The sequence below is a fragment of the Ferrovibrio sp. GW821-FHT12E11 genome (assembly GCF_058806975.1).
Genome location: NZ_JBXAQG010000001.1, coordinates 3,015,206 through 3,038,901, shown reverse-complemented (window position 1 = coordinate 3,038,901; position 23,696 = coordinate 3,015,206). Strand labels below are relative to the sequence as shown.

The window sequence follows — 23,696 nt, the reverse complement described above, 5'->3', positions numbered from 1 at the left end:
CGCGGGTTTTGCGTGGTTAACGGTCGCGCCGGGCCAGCGGCCGCCCGCCGAACACCACCTGGCGAATCGGATTGAGGCCGACCTGATAGGCCAGTGCCGCCGGGCGTTCGATATCCCAGACCACGAAATCCGCCATTTTCCCGGCTTCGAGCGTGCCGACCCGGTCGGCCATCCCGAGCGCCCGGGCCGCTAGGCGGGTGACACCGGCCAGCGCCTCGGCCGGGGTCAGGCGGAACAGCGTGCAGGCCATCGACAGCATCAGCAGGATGGAGGTCACCGGCGAGGTGCCGGGATTGCAGTCGGTGGAGATGGCGATGCCGACGCCATGGCGGCGCAAAAGCTCGATCGGCGGCAGCTTGGTTTCGCGCAGGATGTAATAGGCGCCGGGCAGCAGCACGGCGACCGTGCCGGCCTTTGCCATCGCCTGCACACCCGCTTCGTCCAGATGCTCCAGATGATCGGCGGACAGCGCCTGGAAGCCGGCAGCCAGCGCCGCGCCGTTCAGGTTGCTCAGCTGCTCCGCATGCAGCTTCACCGGCAGGCCGGCGGCTTTCGCCGCCTCGAAGACGCGTTTGGTCTGCGCCGGCGTGAAGCCGATGGTTTCGCAGAAGGCATCCACCGCATCGGCGAGGCCGGCCGCCTTCGCCGCCGGAATGATGGTACTGCAGACCAGATCGATATAGCCGTCGGCATCGTCGGCATATTCCGGCGGCAGCGCATGGGCGGCCAGCAGCGTGGTGGCGATGCGCACCGGATGCGTCTCGCCCATCCGGCGGGCGACACGCAGGCATTTCAGTTCATTGTCCAGATCGAGGCCGTAGCCGGACTTGATTTCCAGCGTGGTGACGCCTTCGGCCAGCAGGGCCCGCAGCCGCGGCAGGCTCTGGGCCAGCAGCGCGTCTTCGCTGGCACCGCGCGTGGCCGTGACGGTGGAGCGGATGCCGCCGCCGGCGCGCGCGATCTCTTCATAGGTGGCACCGTTCAGCCGCAGTTCGAATTCATGGGCGCGGTTGCCGCCATAGACCAGGTGGGTATGACAATCGATCAGCCCCGGCGTGATCCAGCCGCCACCAACATCATGCACGGCGGTATGGTGGCCGATGCCGGCACCAGGCAGATCGGCGGCCGGGCCGATCCAGGCGATACGGCCGTCCTTCAGCGCGATGGCACCGTTCCGGATGGTGCCGAACCTGTCGTCGCTGCCTGTCTCGGCCATGGTGGCGATGTCGGCACCGCGCCAGACGCTGTCCCAGGTTTCGGCCATCTGTCTCTCGTCCATCCTTGTGGGTCGCAGGCTACTCGTCACTGACCAGGGCCGCTACTTTGGCATTCAGCAGGCTGGCCAGGTCCGTTGGCCTGAGCCGAACCTGCAGACCGCGCTGACCGCCATTCAGGTAGACGAGGTCATGCACCAGCGCGGCTTCCTCGATCGCGGTGGGCGCGGTTTTCTTCTGACCGAAGGGGCTGATACCGCCGACGACATAGCCGGTCGCCCGCTCCGCGTCGACAGGCTTCATCATCTGCGCCGACTTGCCGCCGAACACGGCAGCCAGCTTTTTCATCGAGACCTCGCGATCGGACGGCACCGCCACGCAGACCGGCTTGCCATCGACCAGCGCCATCAGGGTTTTCAGCACCCGCTCAGGCCGCTCGCCCAGGGCTTCGGCGGCCTGGATGCCGACCTTGTCTGCGTCCGGGTCGTAGTCGTAGGTATGGACGGTGAACTGGGCACCCTTCTGTTTCAGGAACAGGGTTGCGCGGGTGGTCTTCGACACGTCAGCCTCTTGCGTCTTTCGGAACGCGGCGGTTTCTGCCAACTTATATATACAAGTTGGGAGACCCCGTCATGCCTCGCTTCCTGCTGCGTCAGGCCCTGCTGCCCGATGGCTGGCGCACCGATGTGCTGGTCACTGTGGATGCCGCCGGCCTGATCGCCAGCGCCGCCCCGGACTCGGCACCGGGCGATGCCGTCATCCTCGACGGTCCGGTGCTGCCGGGCCTGGCCAACCTGCACAGCCATGCCTTCCAGCGCGCCATGGCGGGCCTCGCCGAACGCGCCGGGCCGGATAATGACAGCTTCTGGACCTGGCGCGAGACCATGTATGGCTTCGCCGCGAAGCTGACGCCCGAGGATGTGGAAGTCATCGCCGGCCAGCTTTATGCCGAGATGCTGGAAGCCGGCTACACGGCGGTGGCGGAATTCCATTACCTGCATCATCAGCCGGACGGACAGCCCTACGCCGATCCGGCCGAACTGAGCCGCCGCGTGCTGGCTGCTGCCGATGCCAGCGGCATCGCGCTCACCCATCTGCCGGTGCTGTATCGCTATGGCGGCTTCGGCGCGAAGGACACACAGCCGCGCCAGAGGCGCTTCCTGCATGACAGCGATGCCTATGCCGGGCTGCTGCAGGCACTGGCGCCATACTTGCGCAACCGGACCGACCGGCGGCTGGGGATTGCACCGCATAGTCTGCGCGCCGTCTCGCCCGCGATGCTGCACGAAGCTGTCGCGGCGCTGAACCGCATCGATGCCGGCGCGCCGATCCATATCCATATCGCCGAACAGACGGCCGAAGTGGACGACTGCCTCGCCTGGTCGGGAAAACGCCCGGTGCAGTGGCTGCTGGACCAGGGCATGGTCGATGCCCGCTGGTGCCTGGTGCATGCCACCCATCTGGATGCCGATGAAACCCGGCGGCTGGCCATTTCGAAAGCCGTCGCCGGACTCTGCCCCACCACCGAAGCCAATCTGGGCGACGGGCTGTTTCCCGCCGTCGACTATCTGGCCGCCGGGGGCCGCATCGGCATCGGTTCGGACAGCCATATCAGCGTCGATGCGGCGGAAGAGCTGCGCCTGCTGGAATACGGCCAGCGACTTATCTCACGCAGCCGCAATGTGCTGGCGGGCGGGGCGGAGCGTTCGACCGGACGGCGGCTGTTCGATGCGGTCAGCGCCGGCGGCGCGCAAGCCATCGGCCAGCCGATGGGCGCGATCGCGCCGGGCCGCCGCGCGGATTTCCTGCAGCTCGACAGGGATGCGCCGGCCCTGATGGAAAAGCGCGGCGATGCCGTGCTGGATGCCTGGATCTTTGCCGGACAGCGGCGCGCAAGCATCAAAGACGTCTATGTCGCCGGCCGCCGCGTGGTGGAGAACGGTCGCCATATCCGTGCCGCGGATTTCGCGGCCGCTTACGCAAAGACGTTACGACGCCTGATCCAGGAATGAACGGCTGCCGGGTTCGCGGCAGAAGGCAATCAGGCGGCGCAGGAAGGCCTCGCCCTCGGCCACCTGGCTGAGTTCGATGAACTCGTCGGGTTTGTGCGCCTCGCGGATATTGCCCGGACCGCAGACCACGGCCGGCACGCCGCCGATATGGAAAATGCCCGCCTCGGTGCCGTAGGACACCGCATGGGTCTGGTTCTGGCCGGCCAGCTTGAGTGCCAGGGTCTCGGCCGGATTGCCCTCGGCCGGCAGCAGCGCCGGCGCATAGGCCACCATCTCGGTGTCGATGCCGGTATTGGGCTGGATGCGCTGCATCTTCGGCACCAGCTCGTCCGCCGCATAGCGTTTCACGCGGTCGAGGATGACGGTGTCATGCTCGGGCTTCACGCTGCGGATATCCCAGACCACCTTGCATTCTCGGGCCAGGATATTGCGCGCGGTGCCGCCGTGGATTTCGCCCACCGTGATGGTGGTGTAGGGCGGCTCGAAGCGGTCGTTACGATGTTCGGGCTGCTGGTATTCCACCTGGATGCGGTTCATCTCGGCGATCAGCTCGGCCGCCATCTGGATGGCGTTGACGCCCTGATGGGTGGCGGAGGAATGCGCCTCGAAGCCGCGCACCGTGGTGTTGCAGGCGCAGACGCTCTTATGGGCGTTGACCACCAGCATGTCGGTGGGTTCGCCGATGATGGCGAGCTTGGGTACCGGACCGCCGCGGTTGATGAATTCGACGATGCCGTGCACGCCGATGCAGCCGACTTCCTCATCGTAGGAAAAAGCGAAATGCAGCGGCACGCTGAGCGGCTTGGCCAGCATCTCGGGCAGCAGCGCCAGACAGAGCGCGATGAAGGTCTTCATATCCGAGGTGCCGCGACCGAACAGCCGGCCGTCTTTTTCGACGATCTTGAACGGATCGCTGGTCCAGGGCTGGCCGTCGACCGGCACCACGTCGGTATGGCCCGACAGCACGATGCCGCCGACATCTTTGGGACCAATCGTGGCGTAAAGGTTCGCCTTCTTGCCGGTGGCGTCGAAGATCTTGTCGCTGGCCACACCGTGCTGCGCCAGATAATCGGCGATGCAGTCGATCAGCTCCAGATTGGAGAGCCGGCTGGTGGTGTCGAAGCCGACCAGACGTGCGATCCAGTCGAGCGAGGCCTGTGAGGCGGGCGGTATCTGCGTCATGCTTCCGGTTTAGGGCCGGATGCCGGCGCGGTCAATCGTTGCCGCCACCCCGGCCGCCGCTGCCGATCATCGACAGGAATTCGTGCCGGGTGCGCGGGTCGTCGCGGAAGGCGCCCAGCATATGGCTGGTGACCATGGTAACGCCGTGTTTATGCACGCCGCGGGTGGTCATGCATTCATGGGCGGCCTCGATCACCACGGCCACGCCGCGCGGCTGCAGCACGGTCTGGAAGGTGTTGGCGATCTGGGCGGTCAGCTTCTCCTGGATCTGCAGGCGCTTGGCATAGACCTCGACCACGCGGGCGATCTTGGAGATGCCAACCACGCGCTTCTCGGGCAGATAGGCGACGTGGGCCTTGCCGATGATCGGGACCATATGATGCTCGCAATGGCTTTCCAGCCGAATGTCGCGCAGCACCACCATCTCGTCGTAGCCGTCGATTTCCTCGAAGGTGCGTTCCAGCAGCTTCACCGGATCTTCGCGATAGCCGCCGAAGAATTCCTCGTAGGAGCGCACCACGCGATCCGGCGTGCCGAGCAGGCCCTCGCGCTTCGGATCGTCGCCGGCCCAGCGGATCAACGTGCGTACCGCCTCTTCGGCCTGGGCGCGGGTCGGGCGATTGTCATCGTTGGCGCCGGCGGGCGGCTGTTTCGACAGACTGCTCACGATAAAACTCCTTGATGGGGACCGACCTGATACGCGGCCGACCCTGAACTGGATCAATACGGATGAAGGCCTGCGCGTCAGTTGACGCGCCGCGCCTCATGGGGGCTGTCGAGGGAGAAGGCCGGAATGGCGACATCGAACTGCTCGCCATTGTTGCTGACCATCTGGTAGGTGCCGACCATGAAACCGGACGGCGTCGGCAGCGGCGTGCCACTGGTATATTCGAAACTGTCGCCCGGCCCGAGCACCGGCTGCTCGCCGACCACGCCGGGCCCGCGCACCTCCTGCACGCGGCCGCGCGCATCGGTGATCTTCCAGTAGCGGCTGCGCAGCTGCACGGTGTCCTGGCCGCTATTCTCGATCTTCACGTTATAGGCCCAGACGTAATAGCTCTCTTCCGGCGAGGACTGCTCGTCGAGATAGATGGGCTGAACCGTGACCGAAATGTCGTGCGTTGTCTGATTGTACATGGCCTGCAATCCCGCGCCGGGGCAGGCGCCTTCCTGAAATATTAGGAGCGAGGGCCGGAATGTCCAGCCGGCAGGCGGTGTTTACAGCCCGGAAACAGCAACGGCCGCCCCTTGCGGGGCGGCCGTGCCGGTAATGCTAAACCGCTGCTTACTTGCGCAGATAGATCTGGGCGTTGCGGTTTTCATCGTTGCGGACGCCGTCAGCCGTGGGGACGCGCGGCTTCTCTTCGCCGTTCGCAACCGTCTGGATGGCGCTCTGGGGGATGCCCTTCGAGCTCAGGTAGGACGCAACCGAGCCGGCGCGACGCTGCGACAGACGCTGGTTGTAGTCGTTCTTGCCCGAGCGATCGGCATTGCCTTCGATCCGCACGTTGGTCGAACCGGTGGCGCGGTAATCGGCGATGGCGCGATCAAGCACCTGCGCCGCAACCGGGCTGATATCCGACTTATCGAACGCGAAGAAGACGATGTAGGTCTCAGGCGCACGCGGAGCCGGGGCCGGCGCCGGAGCGGCAGCCATCGGAGCGGGGGCCGGAGCCGGAGCCGGAGCGGCAGCAGCCGGCATCGGCTTCGCCGGAGCGCCGAACTTGTAGGTCAGGCCCAGCATGACGGTGTGGTTGGAGTTGCCCGGCTCGACCTTGGCAACGGTATTGGTCGAGAGGCTGGCATCGCCCGTGTACATGTAGCGGTAGTCAGCCGAGAGCTGCCAGTTGCTGTCCAGCGCGTACCACGCACCGGCGATGCCCTGCACGCCCCAGGTGTTGTCCTGGTCGTCGCTGATCACGCCGCTGCGGGTCAGGCCGTTGGCCGAATAGCGCACCATACCGACACCGGCGCCCAGGTAGGGGCTCCAGCTGCTGTTCGGCATGAAGTCATACACACCGTTCAGGAACAGGGTGTAGGCGCGGAGGTCGCCGCCCGCATTGTCGGCACCCCAGTTGCGCGCGCCCAGTTCGCCTTCAGCGCGCCAGCCGCCACCGAAATCATAACCACCCTTCACGAGGCCGGCATAACCGGTGTCGAATTCGATATCGGGGGTTGCGATGTTCTTCACATCTGCGTCTTCAATCCAGGTAGCGCCAAGGCCGGCACCAATATAGGGCTGTGCCATGGCCGGAGCCGAAGCCAAGCCCAGAAGGGCGGCGCCAGCCAGCAGAGCGACACGAATGTTCATCGAGAGTCTCCTCAAAGAAAGTACGATGGAGCCCGCAGAACACGGTCTCCGATACGCCTCAACCCGAGCGGACTATAGCAGCACCAGTGCCCGGGCGAAAAAGCCTCAGGTGCAGGACTCTTAAGAATCCCCGCCCCTGTGGCATTCCGGCAACAGATCAGCCCGCTTTTTCAAGGGCATGAGTCAGGTCTTCAATCAGGTCCAGCGGGTCTTCCAGGCCCACCGAGAGGCGCAGCAGGTCATCGCCGATGCCCAGCCTGGCCCGCTCCTCGGCACTCAACCTCTGGTGCGTCGTGGTGGCTGGATGGGTGATGAGGCTTTTGGAGTCGCCGAGATTATTCGAGATATCCACCAATTTCAGGGCGTTCAAAAACCGGAAGGCCCCAGGCTTGCCGCCGCCGACCCGCAGGGCCAGCATGTTGCCACCGGCACTCATCTGCTTACGGACGAGCGCGGCCTGGGGGTGGTCAGCCCGGCCGGGATACAGCAGGGCCGGGATGTTGGTGGGGGCGGCCAGGCCGGGGTGTCCCGCCAGGGCATCGGCCAGTCTGGCAGCCGAATCGGTCATGCGGCCCACCCGCAGGTCGAGAGTTTCCAGCCCCTTCAGCATCACCCAGGCGTTGAACGGGCTCAAAGCCGGGCCGGTATGACGCAGATAGGGGGTCAGCTCGTTGGTGACGAAGTCCTCCGATCCGAGGATCACGCCGCCCAGGCAGCGACCCTGGCCGTCGATATGCTTGGTGGCGGAATAGACCACGATATCTGCACCAAGCTGCAGCGGCTTCTGCAGCACCGGGGTGGCGAAGACATTGTCGACCACCACGCGGGCACCGTGCTGATGCGCAATCGCCGCCACCGCTGCCAGATCGACCACTTCCAGGGTCGGGTTGGCCGGGGTTTCCAGGAAGACGATGCGGGTCTTCGGCGTGATGGCGCGCTCCCAGGCGGTGATATCCGTGCCGTCGACCAGATGGGTGACGACGCCGAAGCGCGGCAGCAGCTCTTCCATGATGTAGCGGATCGAGCCGAACACGGCGCGCGCCGACACCACCTCGTCGCCCGATTTAAGCTGGCACATCAGCGCGGCATTTACCGCCGCCATGCCGGTGGCGGTGGCGCGCGCGGCTTCGGCGCCTTCCAGCAGCGCCATGCGCTGTTCGAACATTTCCACGGTGGGATTGCCGAACCGGCTGTAGACGAAGCCCGGCTCCTCGTTCCGGAAGCGGCGCTCGGCGGCTTCAGCGCTGTCATAGCGGAAGCCCGAGGTCATGAAGATCGGCTCTGAGGTTTCGCCAAAGCCGGTCCGCATCAGGCCGCCGCGCACCATCTGGGTGGCCGGCCGCCAGGACTTCTCACGCTCGTTCTTGCTCATCGCACCGCTCTCTCTTCCCCGCCTGCATTCCGTACAGGCAACAAAAAACCCCGGCACCAAGAAGGTCCGGGGTTTTTTGTAAAACCGCCCGACCTCTTTAGCGGTTTGTTTTACGTGGTCCGCAAGCCGGTCGGCTCCAAATCACCACGACGCCGATGGACCGGCGTGGCAAGCGTGATACGGCGGACAGCCGGACCCGTCAAGCCCGAAACATGCCGGGGTACAATCCCGCCCGCCGGTAAACGGCCGCAAGTCTTTGAAGAAATAGCGATTCCGCCCCTATTCCTTGAACTCTTCCTTCTTGGGAATGCGGTTGAAGGCGATCTTGGCGCCCATGAAATCGGATTTGTGTTTCGGCAGCGGGCCGATGCGCACCGTGTCCTTTTTCTCGTATTTCTGGTTCAGCTTATCCATCGCCTGCCAGAGCTTCGCGCGCTTCGCCGCCGCTTCGGCATCGTCCTGCTCCAGCCCGGACGCGCCGCCGAACAGATCAAGCGTCACCTCGTCCTGCCGCACCAGGCCCCCGAGCCACATGCCGACCTTCATGTAGCGGCCGCGCGGCTTTTTCGTCTCGGCCAGCATCTGCTGCCAGAGGCGCGCGATGGCATCAAGGATGACGAAATTGTCCTGGGTCTGGGTGAGGCGGAAATCCGTGGCCCAGCGGGCGCCATCGTCGAAGCGCACCTTGATGCCGAGCGTGCCGGCGACAAAGCCTAAGCGCCGCAGCCGCGCCCCGCCCTTCACCCCCAGGCGCCGCAGGATCAGATAGGCGGATTCCACATCGCGATTCTGCGGCGGCAGCACATGCTCGTGGCTGAGGCTGCGCGTGGCATTCGACTGCTCGTAATCGCCGATGCCGCGGATGCGCTGGATGAAGGCCGGGCCTTCCTTGCTGCCCCAGATGCGGCGCGCGTCTTCGGCTTTCAGCTCCCAGAGTTCGGCGATGGTGCTGATGCCGGCGTCATTCAGGCGCTGTTCCATATTGGGGCCGATACCCGGCAGGTCGCGCAGTTTGAGCGGCAGGATCCGCTCGGGCAGTTCATGCTTTTCGATGATGGTGAGCCCGTCGGGCTTCTGCATGTCGGAGGCGAGCTTGGCCAGGAACTGGTTCGGCGCGATGCCGATGGAGCATCGGATGCATTCGCCAAGGTCCTTGTTCTCGCGCAGGCCGGCGCGGATGCGGTGCGCCAGCGCAATGGCATTGTCCTTCAGGCGCTGCGGCCCCATCAGCTCGCAGGAGGCCTCGTCGATCGACCAGGTGTGGAAGATCGGGATATGGCGGTCGATCTCTTCCTCGATCAGGTCATGGACCTCGACATAGCGGTCGTGCCGCGCATTGACGATGGCGATGCCGGGATATTTTTCCTTCGCCTCCCAGACCGGCGTGCCGGTCTTGATGCCGAAGGTCTTGGCCTCGATGGAGGCGGCGATGGCCGAGGTCGTGTCGCTCATCACCGGCACGACGATGATCGGCTTGCCGCGCAGGTCCGGATTGTCCTGCTGCTCGACGCTGGCGAAGAAGCTGTTCAGGTCGACATAGAGAAAGCGCAGCGAGGACGCATCCCAGGCGGCGCGCTGGGCGATATCGGCATCTGAACGGGGCGGCAGGGGCATGATGCCCGCAGTTTAACCCGCCCCGGATGAATACGAAATAGGAACATGATCGTGGATGATGCGGCGTCAGGCGCCGCAGCGGGACCACGGCCCAATATCCCAGTGGAAGCTCTTGGCATGGGCGGAATCGGCATTGGGGCCGAGCACGACCGCGAAATAGCGGCAGGCAGCGCGATTGATCTCGCGCAGATACTGGCCTTCCCGGCCGCGGCTGCGGAAATGCTGGTCGACCGAAATACGGGTGCCGTCGCGCAGTAGGAAACCCCAGACATCCAGCGCGCGGCCATGGCCATGCTCGCTGATACGGCTGGAATTACCGGTCATGCGCTTACAGGTGAAGGCGCCGGCGTGATTGATCTGGCCGAGCGGCTGGCCGAAGACGCGCTGCGCCTCGGGCATCAGAACCTCTTTCTCGAACTGCATCAGGCGCAGCGCCATCGGGCAGGTCATTTCCGCCGGTTTCACCAACTCGACATTGGTGCTGATGAGACGCACGCCGTTCTGCAGCGTGCAGCCGTCCTTGCCGGCCTCGGCCTGGGCGATCAGCTCGAATTTCGCCCCCGTCACCACCAGGTCGTTCAGGCAGGCGGCCTGGATCACATCGCGGCCGATCCATTGCTGGCTCTGCTGCGGCTGGGTCGGCGCCGGCAGCGGCGGCGCGGCCACACGTGGCTCGCGCGCACAGGCGGCGGCCAGCAGGGCGAGCGCCGAAGCGGCGATTATTCGGACGCTGTTCATTCGGAAACCGGCAACCACAGCACCTCCTCGATCCGGCTGGCGCCGGTCAGCAGCATGACCAGCCGGTCGATCCCCAGCGCGATGCCGGCGCAATCGGGCAGACCGTGTTCCAGTGCCGCCAGGAAATCCGCATCGATCGGATAGTCGTAGCCGTAGAGCCGCTTTTTCAGCGCCATATCGGCCTCGAACCGGCGGCGCTGTTCGGCCGCATCGGTCAGTTCGGAAAAGGCATTGGCCAGTTCCATGCCGCAGGCATAGAGCTCGAAGCGTTCGGCCAGATGCGGCGCGTCTTTCTTCGGCCGGCTGAGCGCCGCCATATGGATCGGGTAGTCATACAGAATACAGGGCGCATCGAGGCCGAGGTTGGGCTCGACCTTTTCCAGCGCCGTGCGGAAATACAGATCGTCCCAGCTGTCGCCGGCATCGACGCGGATGCCGGTGCGCGAACAGGCTTCGCGCATCAGCGCGAGGTCGGGCTTCAGCGGATCGGCGCCGATACAGGCCGGCAGATCGAGCCGCGCATGCCGGGCGAAGGCCTCGGTCACCGTCAGATACTGCCAGGGCTGCATCAGATCCGCAGCGTGACCGTTCCAGCGCAGCATCGTCCGTCCGGTGACGGCAGCGACATGGCGCAGCAGGGTTTCGCAATCCTGCATGATGGCGCGGTAGTCAGCCGGTTTTCCCTCTGGTGTCTGGGCGCGGTACCATTCCAGCATCAGGAAGGCCGGGTGATGCGTCGCCGCGCGCTCGCCGTTGCGGAAGACCGGGGCGAACTGGAACAGCTGCCGCTCGCCGGCCACCAGCAGCTTCTTCATGGCGAATTCGGGCGAGGTATGCAGATAGAGCGGCCGGCTGCGGCCGTCGGGATGCTCCAGGGTGGTCCCGAAGGCCTTCAGATGCGGCTCCAGCCCGGGCGAGACCTGCAGGGCCGGGGTCTCGACCTCGACGAAATCCAGCCCGGTGAAGGCCTCCCGCAGCGCACGCAGAACCGCCTGGCGGACCAGCAGATTGGGCCGGCGCCGGGCATAAAGCGCCGGATGCCACCAGTTCGGAGCGGAAGATGGAGCCTGTTCGTCCACGGGGCCTGTTGTTCCAAAGCTTTCTGAAGGGCGACTTTTCGCGGCGACTCGGGTTGAGAAGGGGGTCTCAACCTGATAGTTTCCGCGCGGTTTTTTCGCAAGCGGGTCCTTATGCTGGGGCCCGCTGTTCGTTTCTGGAGATACGCTTCCATGCCCAAGGTAAATGCCAACCAGCTCCGCAAGGGCAACGTGGTCGAGATCAACGGCAAGCTGCTGGCCGTGATCACCGCGCAGAACATCCAGCCCGGCAAGGGCACCCCGGTGATGCAGCTCGACCTGCGCGACCTGTCGACCGGCATCAAGACCACCGAGCGCTACCGCACCACGGAATCGGTCGAGCGTGTCTTCATCGACACCCGCGAATTCAGCTACCTCTTCTCCGAAGGCGACATGTACACCTTCATGGATGTCGAGAATTACGAGCAGGTCGGCGTGCCGGCCGAAGTGGTGGGCGAACAGGCCGTCTGGCTGCAGGAAGGCATGAAGGTCGATATCGCGCTGTATGACGGCAAGCCGGTATCGGTGTCGCTGCCGCAGACCGTGATCATGGAGATCACCGAGACCGAGCCGACCGTGAAGGGTCAGACCGCGTCGTCGTCCTACAAGCCGGCCATCGTCGAGAACGGCCAGCGCGTGATGGTGCCGCCGCATGTCTCGTCGGGCGTGCGCATCGTCATCAACATCAGCGAAGGCGCCACCTATATGGAACGCGCCAAGGACTGATCGTCCGGCGCATTGCTGCAGTTCGAAAAACCCGCCGGTGCAAACCGGCGGGTTTTTTGCGGCCTAAAGCGGCGCGAGCGGACCGAAGAAGCCGGTGACGCGCCGCAGCCGCCCGCCCTCGCCCAGATCGCAGATATCGACACCCTCGCGCATCACGCTGCCATCGGCCGCCAGGCGCACGAAGCCGAAGCGCAGACCGCCCGGATGGCTGTCGATGGCGCTGGTGCGACGGATCAGGCTGCCGGGGAATTTCTCGAGCAGCGTCCCGATATGGGCGACCAGTGCGGCGCGATCGAGGTCCTGCACCAGCGGATCGCTGTAGCGGCAATCCGCCGTACAGGCCACACGCAGCAGCCGGTTGCGCTCGGCCGCATCGCCGGCATTCCAGGCCGCGCAATAGGTATCGATCACGTCATCCAGAGCCATCATGGGGCGCCTCCCATCATTTTGCGCCAGCATACTCAAACTGTGACCGCAGACACAGGCCTGTTGCGCCGCAACACCGGCTGTGACCGGCGGCACAGCGATCCGACCAAACCGCTGGCTTGATGGCCGCAACAAAAAAAATCCCGCCCTCCCAGTCGAACACACAGTTTCCGCTACCAGTCCGCCGCCGCTGCAATCCCGCAGGGGGCCGCATGAAGGGGAGTGACGTGTCATGTCCTGTCCGGAAGAACTGAACGCCCTCGAAGCATTCTGGCATGCGAAGCGCGGCGAGCGCGCCCTGCCCAGCCGCTGCGATTTCACCCCGCATGACCTGCGGCCCTGGCTCGGCAATATCGCCATCGTCGTGGTCGAACGCCCCGCCGCGGGCGCAGACCAGATGCGCTTCCGCGTCGCGTTGTCCGGCACCCAGCTCGACGATTATCGCGGCCACAGCATTACCGGGCTGTATATCGACGAAATCCCCTACAATGTCTGCGGTACCGCGAAGTATTTTCTGGCCTGCGTGGATCAGCGCGCGCCGACGTATTACCTGCACGACAATTCGTCCAACAGTGCCATCTACACGGATATGGGCAAACTGCTGCTGCCACTGAGCGAGGACGGCGTCACCGTCGACCGCATCCTGGTGGCGATCTATCCGTTGTCGGCCAGCGCCCGGGTCGCGGCATAAGCCAGGCGCGCCGACTAAAACCTCAGTCCGGGCATGGCGCGCCGGCGCGCAGCCACTCGGCCATCGCCACCACCAGATGATCGCGCGGCAGCGCCGGACTGCTGCGGCCCGCACCGGGCGCCCAGGCCCAGCCGATCAGCTGGTCTTCGGCGAAATGCTGCCCCAGCTTTTCCGGCTCCAGCCCGCCGTTGCGCTGCGGATCGCGCAGAGTCCGGCAGAGCGACGCCGCGTCGCGGTTGCGGAAGATCGCCTCGCCCGCTTTGGGCATGCGCCAGTCCGGCGCACCGGGCGCCGTGGCGGTATTGCGGTCCTTGTGACAGGTCGTACAGGCCAGCTTGCCCACACCCTTGCCCTCCACCCCGCGCTGTACCGGCGGCTGGTGCGGCCGGCCGTCGCGTTGCAGCGGCGCCGCCGTATCGGTGTGGCAGTTGGAACAGCGCGGATGCTGGGTGACAGTGAAGACCGGCGCGAACAGATCGGCCTGCGCCCAGGCAGGCAGCGGCAGCACGATCAGTAGCAGCAGGCCGAGCCTAGTCATCCTTCTGCGGCTTGCCCTGTGCATCGAAGCTGCGGCGGGCGGTATCCACCGTTTCGCCGTGGCGAATCGCCCATTCCCAGACACCACAGAGCGCCTCGCTCAGCTCGATGCCGGCCGGCGTGAGTTCGTAATCGACGCGCGGCGGCACCTCGGCATAGACGCGGCGCGTGACCACGCCATCGCGTTCGAGCTGGCGCAGGGTCTGGGTCAGCATCTTCTGGCTGACACCGGCGAGCCGCTCGCGCAGGCGGGAAAACCGCGTGGCGCCGCGTTCGTAGAGCTCGTCCATCACCAAGAGGCTCCACTTGTCGCCGAAGCGCACCATCAGGTCGCGCACCAGATCTTCGGTTTCCTTGGTGAAGGTGCAGGTCTCGATGCAGTTCACGGCTGCCGGTGCGGTCGCCGGCATGGTTTCCGCCGAGTGCCTATCGGTTGCCACAGGTGCCTTATTGCTCATCGGAAGCGAGGTTTTATATGCTTGCGTCATGCAGCCAGTAAATCGCAGGGACGCCGGCAAGACCAATGGTTTTTTGTCAGCATTCCTGTCATTTCCGGTCTGCTGTCACAAACACCGGTGAAATTCTCCAGACGGGTTTCCATCGGCCTGAGGTATACTGATTGCGCTGACCAGCAAGGGGGCCGCCCGAATGCCCCCAGAGATTTTCGATCCCTAGATTCATCGCAGCGGACCTGACGGTCTGCCGTTTTTCGTCTTCACCGCCCCAGTGGAGGACCACACATGGCTATCAATTTCACCCTGAACGGAAAACCCGTGAGCTTGGATGTCGACCCCGACATGCCGTTGCTCTGGGCCGTGCGCGACGAGGTCGGCCTGACCGGCAGCAAGTTCGGCTGCGGCATGGCGCAATGCGGCGCCTGCACCATGCATGTGGAAGGCCAGCCGGTGCGCGCCTGCTCCACCCCGCTGTCGGCCATCGAAGGCCAGAAGGTCACCACCATCGAAGGCATCAAGGGCAAGGTCGCCCAGGCGGTGCAGAATGCCTGGGTCAAGCATGAGGTCGCACAATGCGGCTACTGCCAGTCCGGCCAGGTGATGTCGGCGGTCGCATTGCTGACCGAGACGCCGAAGCCGAGCGATGCGCAGATCGACGAGGCGATGCAGGGCAACATCTGCCGCTGCGCCACCTATGTGCGCATCCGCGCCGCCATCCATGACGCCGCCAAGACCGTGAGGGCCTGATCATGACGGACCAGACACAGATCAAACTTCCCGTTGCTTCGCGTCGCCGTTTCCTGCAGGGCGCAGGCGCGGCCAGCATCGGCCTCGTGGTCGGTTTCCACTGGCTGCCCGGCAAGGCGCTGGCCCAGGCGAAAGCCGGGACCGAACCGACGATGATGAATGCCTTCATCCAGATCGCGCCCGATAACACCGTCACGGTGCTGTCGAAGCATCTGGAAATGGGCCAGGGCACTTATACCGGCCTGGCCACCATCGTGGCCGAGGAACTGGATGCCGACTGGAGCCAGATGCGCGCCACCGGCGCGCCCGCCGATGCCAAGCTCTATGCCAATCTTGCCTTCGGCATGCAGGGCACCGGTGGCAGCACGGCGATGGCCAATTCCTGGGACCAGCTGCGCAAGGCCGGCGCCACCGCCCGCGCCATGCTGGTGGCCGCCGCCGCCGAGCAATGGAAAGTGCCGGCGAAGGAGATCACCGTCTCCAAGGGCGTGATCAGCCACGCGTCCGGCAAGAAGGCCACATTCGGCCAGCTTGCCGCCAAGGCCAGCACGATGACGCCGCCGGCCGAAGTCACGCTGAAGGATCCGTCGAAGTTCGGCCTGATCGGCAAGAAAGCGCCGCGTCTGGATGCGAAAGCCAAGAGCAACGGCACCGCGCTGTACACCATCGACGTCAAGCTGCCGGGCATGGTCACCGCTGTGCTGCAACGCGCGCCGGTCTTCGGTGCGACGGTGAAAAGCTTCGATGCGGCCAAGGCGAAGGCTGTGCCGGGTGTGCTGGATGTGGTGCAGATCGACAGCGGCGTGGCAGTCGTGGCCAAGAATTTCTGGGCTGCCAAGCTGGGCCGCGAGGCGTTGGAGATTCAGTGGGATGACAGCAAAGCCGAGAAGCGCGGCACCGATGCGATCATGGCCGAGTACAAGGACCTGGCGAAGCAGCCTGGCAAGGTCGCCCGCAAGGACGGCGATGTCGAGGCGGCGCTGACCCGGCCCGGCGTCAAACTGATCCAGGCGACCTATGACTTCCCTTATCTGGTCCATGCCCCGATGGAGCCGCTGGACTGCGTGGTGAAGTTCGATGGTCAGGGTTGTGAAATCTGGGCCGGCGACCAGTTCCAGACCGTCGACCAGGGTAATGCGGCCGGCGTGTTCGGCATCAAGCCGGAGAATGTGAAGATCAACACGCTCTATGCCGGCGGCAGCTTCGGCCGTCGCGCCAATATGGCGTCGGACTTCATCGTTGAAAACGCAAAGATCGCCAAGGCCTATGGCAAGGCGGTGCCGGTCAAGCTGATGTGGACCCGCGAGGACGATATCCGCGGCGGCTATTACCGCCCGATGTATCACCACGCGCTGGCCGCCGCCGTCGATGCGCAGGGCAATATCCTGGCCTGGCGCCATCGCATCGTCGGCCAGTCGATCATGGCCGGCACGGCGTTCGAGCAGTTCATGGTCAAGGACGGCGTCGATATCACCTCGGTGGAAGGCGCCGCCAACCTGCCGTATGCCATCCCCAACCTGCAGGTCGAACTGCACACCACCAAGACCGGCGTGCCGGTGCTGTGGTGGCGGTCGGTGGGCAGCACGCATACCGCCTTCGCCACCGAAGTGTTCCTCGACGAGATCGCCCAGGCAACCGGTCAGGACCCTCTTGGCCTGCGGCGCAAGCTGCTGACCAAGCATCCGCGTCATCTGGGCGTGCTGAACCTTGCCGCCGAGAAGGCCGGTTGGGGCAAGCCGCTGCCGGCCGGCCGCTATCGCGGCATCGCGGTGCATGAGTCCTTCTCCTCCTATGTTGCCGAGGTTGCCGAGATTTCCTACAAGGCGGATGGCGGCTGGAAGGTGGAGAAAATCACCGCTGCCGTCGACTGTGGTCAGCCGATCAACCCGGACATCATCCGGGCCCAGGTGGAAAGCGGCATCGGCTTCGGCCTGACGCCGCTGCTGAAGGGCGGCATCGTGATGAAGGACGGCGTCGTCGAGCAATCGAACTTCCACGATTACGAAGTGCTGCGCATCCACGAGATGCCGAAGGTGGAGGTGCATATCGTGCCGTCGACGGAAAAGCCGACCGGCATCGGTGAACCCGGCACGCCGCCGGTGGCGCCGGCCGTGGCCAATGCCCTGATGGTGGCCAGCAAGCAGACCTTCCGGGCCATGCCGCTGCCGGAGGCCGCCGCGAAGTCCGCATAAGCCTTACTTTTAGTATTGTTCTAAAAAGCCCGCGGTTCGCCGCGGGCTTTTCTTTGCCTGCAACAAATTTCCGTCAGCGAAACAACATGTCTTGACGTTACGGGCGGTTTGGGGGAAATAGGCCTAAGTCTGATAATAATAATGAGTCTCACTATGAACTTGCACTTCAGGGGAACCGCCACCGCCCAGGGACTGACCTTGGGCCTGCTGCTGGCTCTGCCGGCTTTCACCTCTGCCCGCGCCCAGGACAGCCAGCCCGTGCTGCTGCAAAGCATCACCGTCAACGCCGCCGGCGACTGGCTCGGCGAGGCCGATCCGGAAGTGGTGCGCACCCATGCGGGCGGCCGCAGCGTGGTCCGCCAGGACCAGTTCGAGCAGAGCGGCGCCGCCACGGTGACCGACGCGATCCGCGCCATCCCCGGCGTGCAGACCCCGCCGCCCAACGGCAGCGGCGGCGGCGACTACGCCCTCAATATCGGCATCCGCGGCATGACCTCGCGGCTGAGCGCCGGCTCCACCATCCTGATGGATGGCGTGCCGCTGGCCAATGCGCTGTACGGCCAGCCGGAAACCTCGCTGGGCGCGGTGTCGCTCGGCATGCTGCAGGCCATCGACGTGGTCAAGGGCGGCGGTTCCGTGCGCTACGGGCCCGGCACCTCGGGCGGCGTGGTCAACTTCGTCACCAAGGACATTCCCACCGCCGCCTATGGCGGCGAGATCAGCCTGCGCGGCGACAGCACCGCCAGCGACCGCAGCGGCACCCGCATGGTCGGCAAGTCCGACCTGATGTTCGGCGGTTCGCTGGAGAATGGCAGCGGCCTGGCCGTCTTCTATTCGGGCAACCACGGGGAAGGCTATCGCAACAACGCCGCCCATGACATCGACGATTTCATGCTGAAGGGCCGCCTCGCGCTGACCGAGAACAGCCGGCTGGAGACCCGCCTGCGTCATTACAGTGCCGACGCCAACACGCCCGGCCCGCTGACCCAGGCGGCCTACAGTGCCAATCCCTACCAGTCGACGCATTCCCATGAACGGTTTGTCGGCGAGCGCGACGAGTATGTGCTGAAATACGTGAACGAGTTCAACGGTAACTACCGCCTGGAAACCACCGGTTTCTACACCCAAGCCTTCCGCGAACTCACGATCGCTTCAGCCCCGGCAGCATCCGTGAACGGCGGCAGCAACCAGTCACTGACCATCCTCGACCGACTGCCGCGCAATTACAGCGTCTATGGCTTCGAGCCGCGCTTCACGGCGCTGGCCGAAACCGGCGCGATCAAGCATGCCGCCTCGATCGGCTATCGCTACATGACGGAGTCGACGGACGAGATGCGGTTCCGCCGCACCGGTTTCGGCGCTGGCGGCAATCCCTTCTCGGTGAATGAGGCACGCAACCGTTACACCGATGGCTCGACCGAAGCCCATGCCGTCTATGTCGACGACGCCATGAAGCTCGGCGCTGTCACGGTGACGCCGGGCATCCGCTTCGAGAAGGTGGAAGTCGACCGCACCAACATGCTCACCGGGTATCGCGATACCCAGAAGTACAACGAACCCCTGCCCTCGCTGAGCCTCGGCTGGGAAGTCACCAAGGAGCTGTTCGGCTATGCCAACTACTCCACTTCGTTCAACCCGGTGACCCATCTGGCGCTGGGCGAGACGGCGGCTGGCGGTGCCAGCAGTCTGAACCCGGAACGCGCCAAGACCTATGAACTCGGCGCGCGCTACAAGGCCGGGCCGCTGTCGCTGGAAGGCGGACTGTTCTGGATCGATTTCGAAGACCAGATCGAGTCGGTCAACAGCGTCAACATCAACACCGGCGCAACCCGCCATCGCGGTTTCGAGACGGCAGCCGAATATGACCTTGGCGCGCTGAATGCCGCGATGAAGGGTCTCAGCATCTATGGCACCTATGCGTTCACCAAGGCCGAACGCATGCAGGGCGCCACCAAGGGCAATGACCTTCAGCTCTATTCGCCGCATGTCGCCACGCTGGGCACGCGCTACCGCGTCCAGGAATGGACCTTCAACCTGAATGCCTATGGCCAGTCGCAGCAGAATTCTGACGACGCAAATACTGCGCTCGCCAGCGCCAACGGCAAGGCCGGCTATATTCCCGGCTATGTCCTCTGGAACGGCCAGGTCGCCTACGACTTCGCCAAGGGCCCGACCGTCGCCTTCGGCGTGACCAATATCTTCGATCAGCCCTACTACACCCGGGCCTCGATCGAGGCGAACGGCGGCATCTTTGCCGGCGCGCCGCGGACCGCCTATATTCAGACCAAGTTCGTGTTCTGATATAGGACGTTAAAGATATGGGACGGCGCCAGTGACCTTGCGACAACTCTGGCGCCGCCTGCATCTCTGGATCGGGCTGGCGGGCGGCGTGCTGTTCGTGCTGCTCGGCCTGACCGGCAGCCTCCTGGTCTACCAGGACGAACTTCTCGATCTTCTCTATCCGCGTGAAATGCAGGTGACGGTCGGCCCCGCAGCGGCGCCGCCATCCCGCCTCGTCGCCGCCGCTCAGGCCGTCCTGCCCGGCGCACGGGTCAACACGCTGCGCTATCCCGAGGCCGCTGACCGCCCGGTGCAGGCAGTGATGGTTAAGCCCGGCGGGGCTCGCGAGACCCTGCTGGTCGATCCCTATTCCGGCGTCCTGATCGGCCCGCTGCCCGGCGACTGGCTGCCCGTCATCGCCGACCTGCACAGCCGCCTGCTGCTGGCAGCTGCAGGACGCGACATTGTCGGCTGGCTCGGCGTGTTATTCGCGGTCAGCGCCATCACCGGGATCATCCTGTGGTGGCCGCGCCCCCGCATGTGGCGGCAGGCCTTCACCCTGCGCTGGCGCAACATGTCGTGGTTCCGCCGCAGCTTCGACCTGCACAAGGTGGGCGGTGGCGTGATTGCCATACCGCTGCTGCTGCTTTCCGTCAGCGGCAGCATGATTTCCTTCCGTGAAGCCCTGCTGCCGACGATGGCGCTGTTCGGCGGCACACCGCAGAAGCGCCCGGCCGCCACGGCGCCGGCAGGACCGGTCCGGTCGCTCGACGCGTTGGCAGACGACGCACTGCGGCTGATGCCCGGATCCCGGCTGGTCTTCATCCTGCCGCCGGCGCGGGCCGACGGACCGACCCGCATCCGCCTGCGCGAACCGGGCGAAATCCACCAGAACGGCCGCAGCTATGTGCTGTTCGACGCCAGCGGCAAGGTGCTGGATATGCAACGCGTATCGGAACTGCCGAAGGCCAACCTGATCTTCGACCAGCTGCCCTACCCGCTGCATACCGGCTACGTGGCCGGCGAAATCGGCCGGCTGATCGTGTTCATCGCCGGGATCCTGCCGGCCCTGCTGTTCGCCACCGGGCTGGTGATATGGCTGAAGAAGCGGGTGCCTAAACCGGCGTGAAGAGGATACGGTCGCGCCGGCGCCACAGCAGCAGCGCGAAGAATCCGCCAAGCAGCGATAACGGCACCATCGCCAGATAGGTCAGCCCGTCGGCATACGGAAACAGCGGGCCGATCAGCAGCGTGACGCTGGCCAACACCGAGGCATTCGCCGCCGTATACAGACTCTGCGCCGAGGCCGAGGCCTGCGGATCGGTGCCGTCCGACAGCAGCCGCATGGCGCCGAGATGGGCGCAGCCGAACGTGGCAGCATGCAACAGGTTCAGTGCGACCAGCAGCGTGAAATCGCCGGTCAGGCCGGTGAGACTCCAGCGGATCACGCCACCGATGCAGGCGAGCCAGAGCAGGCCGACACCGCCAAGCCGCAGCGCCATGCGCTGTCCCACCGCGAACAGAATCACTTCAGCGAGGACGCCCTCCGCCCACAGAAAGCCGATCTGTGCGTCAGACAGGCCCGCATTGCGCCATTGCAGCGTGCCGAAGGTGTAAAGCATGGCATGCGTCGCCTGCAGGCAGGCGCCGGCGCCCAGGAAGGCGAGGAAGAATTTGTTGCGCAACAGCCGCAGCGCCGGCGCGCCGGTCAGCTTCGGTCGATCCAGCGGCAGGCGCAGATCGGGCAGCAAATGACTGCCCAGCGCCAGGATCAACAGACCGACCAGCAGCATCGCGTAAATCCAGTCGCCGTCGCGGCCCTTCAGCCACAGGCCGGCGAGATAGGCGGTGACCAGGAAGCTCAAGGAACCCCAGAGCCGCAGGCGGCCGTATTGCAGACTGTAGCGGCCGGCAGCCAGCAGCGCGACATTTTCGCTGAAGGGCGTGATCGGCGACCACAGGATGGCGTGCGCGAGGCTGAGCAGGAAGATGGCCCAGAAGCCATGGGTCCACCAGAAGGCACTGAACAGCACGAAGCTTGCCCAGGCCAGCAGGATGATGGCCTGGCGGCGCGCGCCGCTGCGATCCACCAGATGCGCAGCCACCGGACCGGCGAACAGGCGAATCCAGATGCCAGCCGCGATCACGATGGAAATTTCCGGTGCGCTCAGGCCCCGCGACTCGAGCCAGACCGACCAGAAGGGCAGATGCACGCCCGGCACCACGAACAAGGCCGCGAAATACAGACTGATGCGCCAGGCGATGGCGCGGCGTTCCTCGCGCGCAAGACCGGCGCTGGCGTCGCTCATGAAATGCTCCGATTGCCCGGGAATCGGGCAGGCGATAAATGTTTACAATTCCGCAGCAACAGTGTTTACAATTCCTTTATGTGCGGTGCACGCATCACCGCAACGAGGGGATAAATCCGACAGGATTTTGCAGGGGGACCGATCGCAGATGAACGCGATAATAATCTTATGCGGCCGCGTGTCCGAGCGCCGGCCGGCACCGGAGCTGGCGTGATGCAGGGCCCGGCTTTCGTCAAGATCAACGCGGTCAGCCTCACCTATCAGCAGGCGGAAGAACAGACCCTGGCGGTCCAGGACCTCAATATCGACATCCAGGAAGGCGAGTTTGTCGCCGTGGTCGGACCTTCGGGTTGCGGCAAGTCCACCCTGATGAAACTGGTGACCGGTCTGCTCGGCTGCACCCAGGGCAGCATCACCATCGGCGGCAAGCCAGTAAACGGACCCATCCAGGGCGTGGGCATGGCGTTCCAGAACTCCACCCTGCTGCCCTGGCGCACCACGCTGGACAACGTGATGCTGCCGCTCGAGATCGTCGAGCCGCACAAGCGCCGCCTGCGCAAGGAAAAGAAAGCCTATATCGAGCAGGCCATGGCCCTGCTCAAGACCGTGGGCCTGGCCGATTTCGCCGACAAATTCCCTTGGCAGCTGTCGGGCGGCATGCAGCAGCGCGCCAATGTCTGCCGCTCGATCATCCACAATCCCCGCCTGCTGATGCTGGACGAACCGTTCGGCGCGCTGGATGCCTTCACCCGCGAGGAATTGTGGGGCGTGATGCAGAAGCTGTGGATGGAAAAGCGCTTCACCGCGATCCTGATCACCCATGACCTGCGCGAAGCGACCTATCTGGCCGACCGCGTCTTCGTCATGAGCAAACGCCCGGGCAGGATCATTCTGTCCAAGGAAATCGACATTCCGCGCCCGCGCACGCTGGACACCACCTTCGAGCCGCATTTCGGTTCGATCGTGCATGAGCTGCGCGAGCATATCCATTCGGTGAGGGAATCGTGATGAACGAGAAAAACCTCGTCAGGGCTATGCCCTGGATGGTCACCATCGGCCTGTTCGTGCTGTGGGAGGTCGTCTGCGTGGTCACCCGCGTGGAAACCTTCATCCTGCCGCGCCCCAGCGTTGTGTTCGAAGCGATGGTCAAGTTCGCGCCGCAGATCACCCATCATGCCCTGCAGACCCTGTTCACCACCACCGCCGGCTTCGTTCTCGGCGTGATCGGCGGCGGCCTGCTCGGCGTCTTCATCGGCGCCTCGCGGCTGGTCTATGTCGGGCTCTATCCCGTGCTGGTCGGTTTCAACTCGATCCCGAAAGTGGCCCTGGTGCCGGTGCTGGTGATCTGGTTCGGCATCGGTACCGTGCCGGCGATCATCACTGCCTTCGTGATTTCCTTCTTCCCCATCGTGGTGAACGTGGCCACCGGCCTCGCCACCATCGAGCCGGAGCTGCGCGATGTGCTGCGCAGCCTGGGTGCGACCAAGACCGAAATCCTCACCAAAATCGGCCTGCCGCGCGCCATGCCCTATTTGTTCGCGTCGCTGAAAATCGCCATTACCCTGGCCTTTGTCGGCTCGGTGATCGCGGAAACCGTCGCGTCCAACGAGGGCATCGGATACCTGATGCTCTCGGCATCTTCGAGCTATAATGTGCCGCTGGTCTTCGCCGGCTTGATCGTCGTGGCCGCCATGGGCGTGGTCATGTATGCGGTCGCGGTCTGGTTTGAGCGGCGCATGACTGGCTGGGCGTTCCGCGGCAGCGATCTGATGAGCTGACGCGGGCCCTTTCACGGGGCTTCAGGGAGCGGAAGT

General features: G+C 64.8%; 23 protein-coding genes and 1 riboswitch. Of the genes, 9 read left to right on the top strand and 14 right to left on the bottom strand.

Features of this window, described 5'->3' with window-relative positions:
- Nucleotides 1-16 precede the first annotated feature (16 nt).
- Together hutI and ybaK are read right to left on the bottom strand one after the other, a co-directional pair.
- On the bottom strand, nucleotides 17-1,264 hold the full coding sequence (hutI, locus tag AC1ROT_RS15100; RefSeq protein ID WP_492999977.1) for an imidazolonepropionase: 1,248 nt from the start codon (nucleotides 1,262-1,264) through the stop codon (nucleotides 17-19).
- 31 nt (nucleotides 1,265-1,295) lie between these two features.
- Complete coding sequence (gene ybaK / locus AC1ROT_RS15095; RefSeq protein ID WP_492999975.1) at nucleotides 1,296-1,775, bottom strand: Cys-tRNA(Pro) deacylase; 480 nt, start codon at nucleotides 1,773-1,775, stop codon at nucleotides 1,296-1,298.
- A 71-nt stretch (nucleotides 1,776-1,846) separates the two neighbouring features.
- On the opposite strand from ybaK, the gene AC1ROT_RS15090 reads away from it, so the two are divergent.
- Nucleotides 1,847-3,226, top strand: a complete 1,380-nt coding sequence (locus AC1ROT_RS15090) for a formimidoylglutamate deiminase (protein WP_492999973.1) — start codon at nucleotides 1,847-1,849, stop codon at nucleotides 3,224-3,226.
- Here AC1ROT_RS15090 and argE read toward each other — a convergent pair.
- The 8 genes from argE to epmA form a co-directional block, all read right to left on the bottom strand.
- Complete coding sequence (gene argE, locus AC1ROT_RS15085) at nucleotides 3,203-4,408, bottom strand: acetylornithine deacetylase (protein WP_492999971.1); 1,206 nt, start codon at nucleotides 4,406-4,408, stop codon at nucleotides 3,203-3,205. The two genes, AC1ROT_RS15090 and argE, sit on opposite strands and share 24 nt — an antisense overlap.
- A 31-nt stretch (nucleotides 4,409-4,439) precedes the next feature.
- A complete protein-coding gene (gene folE, locus AC1ROT_RS15080; protein WP_492971755.1) occupies nucleotides 4,440-5,075 on the bottom strand; it encodes a GTP cyclohydrolase I FolE in 636 nt (211 codons plus the stop codon).
- 77 nt (nucleotides 5,076-5,152) lie between these two features.
- Nucleotides 5,153-5,545: a Co2+/Mg2+ efflux protein ApaG gene (gene apaG / locus AC1ROT_RS15075; RefSeq protein WP_492971756.1), complete on the bottom strand. Its 393-nt coding sequence runs from the start codon at nucleotides 5,543-5,545 to the stop codon at nucleotides 5,153-5,155.
- 148 nt (nucleotides 5,546-5,693) lie between these two features.
- Nucleotides 5,694-6,719 carry an OmpA family protein gene (locus tag AC1ROT_RS15070; protein WP_492971757.1) on the bottom strand — a complete coding sequence of 342 codons (1,026 nt, stop codon included), beginning with the start codon at nucleotides 6,717-6,719 and terminating at the stop codon, nucleotides 5,694-5,696.
- A 157-nt stretch (nucleotides 6,720-6,876) separates the two neighbouring features.
- On the bottom strand, nucleotides 6,877-8,091 hold the full coding sequence (gene metZ, locus AC1ROT_RS15065) for an O-succinylhomoserine sulfhydrylase (RefSeq protein ID WP_492999970.1): 1,215 nt from the start codon (nucleotides 8,089-8,091) through the stop codon (nucleotides 6,877-6,879).
- A gap of 76 nt (nucleotides 8,092-8,167) precedes the next feature.
- Nucleotides 8,168-8,249: riboswitch (SAM riboswitch) on the bottom strand.
- A gap of 121 nt (nucleotides 8,250-8,370) precedes the next feature.
- Nucleotides 8,371-9,705 (bottom strand): DNA polymerase Y family protein, encoded by a 1,335-nt coding sequence (locus tag AC1ROT_RS15060; protein ID WP_492999969.1) that lies wholly within the window; start codon nucleotides 9,703-9,705, stop codon nucleotides 8,371-8,373.
- Between the two features lie 66 nt (nucleotides 9,706-9,771).
- A complete protein-coding gene (locus tag AC1ROT_RS15055) occupies nucleotides 9,772-10,443 on the bottom strand; it encodes an extensin-like domain-containing protein (RefSeq protein WP_492999967.1) in 672 nt (223 codons plus the stop codon).
- Complete coding sequence (epmA, locus tag AC1ROT_RS15050) at nucleotides 10,440-11,522, bottom strand: EF-P lysine aminoacylase EpmA (RefSeq protein WP_492999965.1); 1,083 nt, start codon at nucleotides 11,520-11,522, stop codon at nucleotides 10,440-10,442. The genes AC1ROT_RS15055 and epmA overlap by 4 nt, the downstream gene beginning before the upstream one ends.
- Nucleotides 11,523-11,672: 150 nt before the next feature.
- On the opposite strand from epmA, the gene efp reads away from it, so the two are divergent.
- Nucleotides 11,673-12,245: an elongation factor P gene (gene efp / locus AC1ROT_RS15045; protein ID WP_492971762.1), complete on the top strand. Its 573-nt coding sequence runs from the start codon at nucleotides 11,673-11,675 to the stop codon at nucleotides 12,243-12,245.
- 63 nt (nucleotides 12,246-12,308) lie between these two features.
- Here the strand turns inward: efp and AC1ROT_RS15040 are convergent, their stop codons facing one another.
- Complete coding sequence (locus AC1ROT_RS15040) at nucleotides 12,309-12,674, bottom strand: hypothetical protein (RefSeq protein WP_492999964.1); 366 nt, start codon at nucleotides 12,672-12,674, stop codon at nucleotides 12,309-12,311.
- Between the two features lie 229 nt (nucleotides 12,675-12,903).
- Between AC1ROT_RS15040 and AC1ROT_RS15035 the strand changes: the two genes are divergently transcribed.
- The gene (locus AC1ROT_RS15035) at nucleotides 12,904-13,362 is read left to right on the top strand and encodes a PAS domain-containing protein (protein WP_492999962.1); all 459 of its coding nucleotides are present in this window, start codon (nucleotides 12,904-12,906) and stop codon (nucleotides 13,360-13,362) included.
- A gap of 22 nt (nucleotides 13,363-13,384) precedes the next feature.
- Here the strand turns inward: AC1ROT_RS15035 and AC1ROT_RS15030 are convergent, their stop codons facing one another.
- Nucleotides 13,385-13,900 carry a hypothetical protein gene (locus tag AC1ROT_RS15030; protein WP_492999961.1) on the bottom strand — a complete coding sequence of 172 codons (516 nt, stop codon included), beginning with the start codon at nucleotides 13,898-13,900 and terminating at the stop codon, nucleotides 13,385-13,387.
- Nucleotides 13,893-14,309, bottom strand: coding sequence for a winged helix-turn-helix transcriptional regulator (locus AC1ROT_RS15025; protein ID WP_492971766.1), 417 nt, complete (start codon nucleotides 14,307-14,309; stop codon nucleotides 13,893-13,895). Before AC1ROT_RS15025 ends, AC1ROT_RS15030 begins: the two co-directional genes overlap by 8 nt.
- Before the next feature lie 330 nt (nucleotides 14,310-14,639).
- Here AC1ROT_RS15025 and AC1ROT_RS15020 point away from each other — a divergent pair, with 330 nt between their 5' ends.
- The 4 genes from AC1ROT_RS15020 (at nucleotide 14,640) to AC1ROT_RS15005 (ending at nucleotide 20,702) form a co-directional block, all read left to right on the top strand.
- A complete protein-coding gene (locus AC1ROT_RS15020; protein WP_492999959.1) occupies nucleotides 14,640-15,101 on the top strand; it encodes a (2Fe-2S)-binding protein in 462 nt (153 codons plus the stop codon).
- Between the two features lie 2 nt (nucleotides 15,102-15,103).
- Nucleotides 15,104-17,293, top strand: coding sequence for a xanthine dehydrogenase family protein molybdopterin-binding subunit (locus AC1ROT_RS15015; RefSeq protein ID WP_492999957.1), 2,190 nt, complete (start codon nucleotides 15,104-15,106; stop codon nucleotides 17,291-17,293).
- 153 nt (nucleotides 17,294-17,446) lie between these two features.
- Entirely contained in the window at nucleotides 17,447-19,594 is a 2,148-nt protein-coding gene (locus AC1ROT_RS15010) for a TonB-dependent receptor family protein (protein WP_492999955.1), read from the top strand.
- Between the two features lie 31 nt (nucleotides 19,595-19,625).
- Nucleotides 19,626-20,702, top strand: a complete 1,077-nt coding sequence (locus AC1ROT_RS15005; RefSeq protein ID WP_492999954.1) for a PepSY-associated TM helix domain-containing protein — start codon at nucleotides 19,626-19,628, stop codon at nucleotides 20,700-20,702.
- Here AC1ROT_RS15005 and AC1ROT_RS15000 read toward each other — a convergent pair.
- Nucleotides 20,689-21,882, bottom strand: coding sequence for an MFS transporter (locus AC1ROT_RS15000; RefSeq protein WP_492999953.1), 1,194 nt, complete (start codon nucleotides 21,880-21,882; stop codon nucleotides 20,689-20,691). The genes AC1ROT_RS15005 and AC1ROT_RS15000 overlap by 14 nt on opposite strands.
- Nucleotides 21,883-22,095: 213 nt before the next feature.
- On the opposite strand from AC1ROT_RS15000, the gene AC1ROT_RS14995 reads away from it, so the two are divergent.
- Both AC1ROT_RS14995 and AC1ROT_RS14990 read left to right on the top strand, forming a co-directional pair.
- A complete protein-coding gene (locus AC1ROT_RS14995) occupies nucleotides 22,096-22,890 on the top strand; it encodes an ABC transporter ATP-binding protein (protein ID WP_492971772.1) in 795 nt (264 codons plus the stop codon).
- A complete protein-coding gene (locus AC1ROT_RS14990; RefSeq protein ID WP_492971773.1) occupies nucleotides 22,890-23,660 on the top strand; it encodes an ABC transporter permease in 771 nt (256 codons plus the stop codon). The genes AC1ROT_RS14995 and AC1ROT_RS14990 overlap by 1 nt, the downstream gene beginning before the upstream one ends.
- Nucleotides 23,661-23,696: the final 36 nt, after the last annotated feature.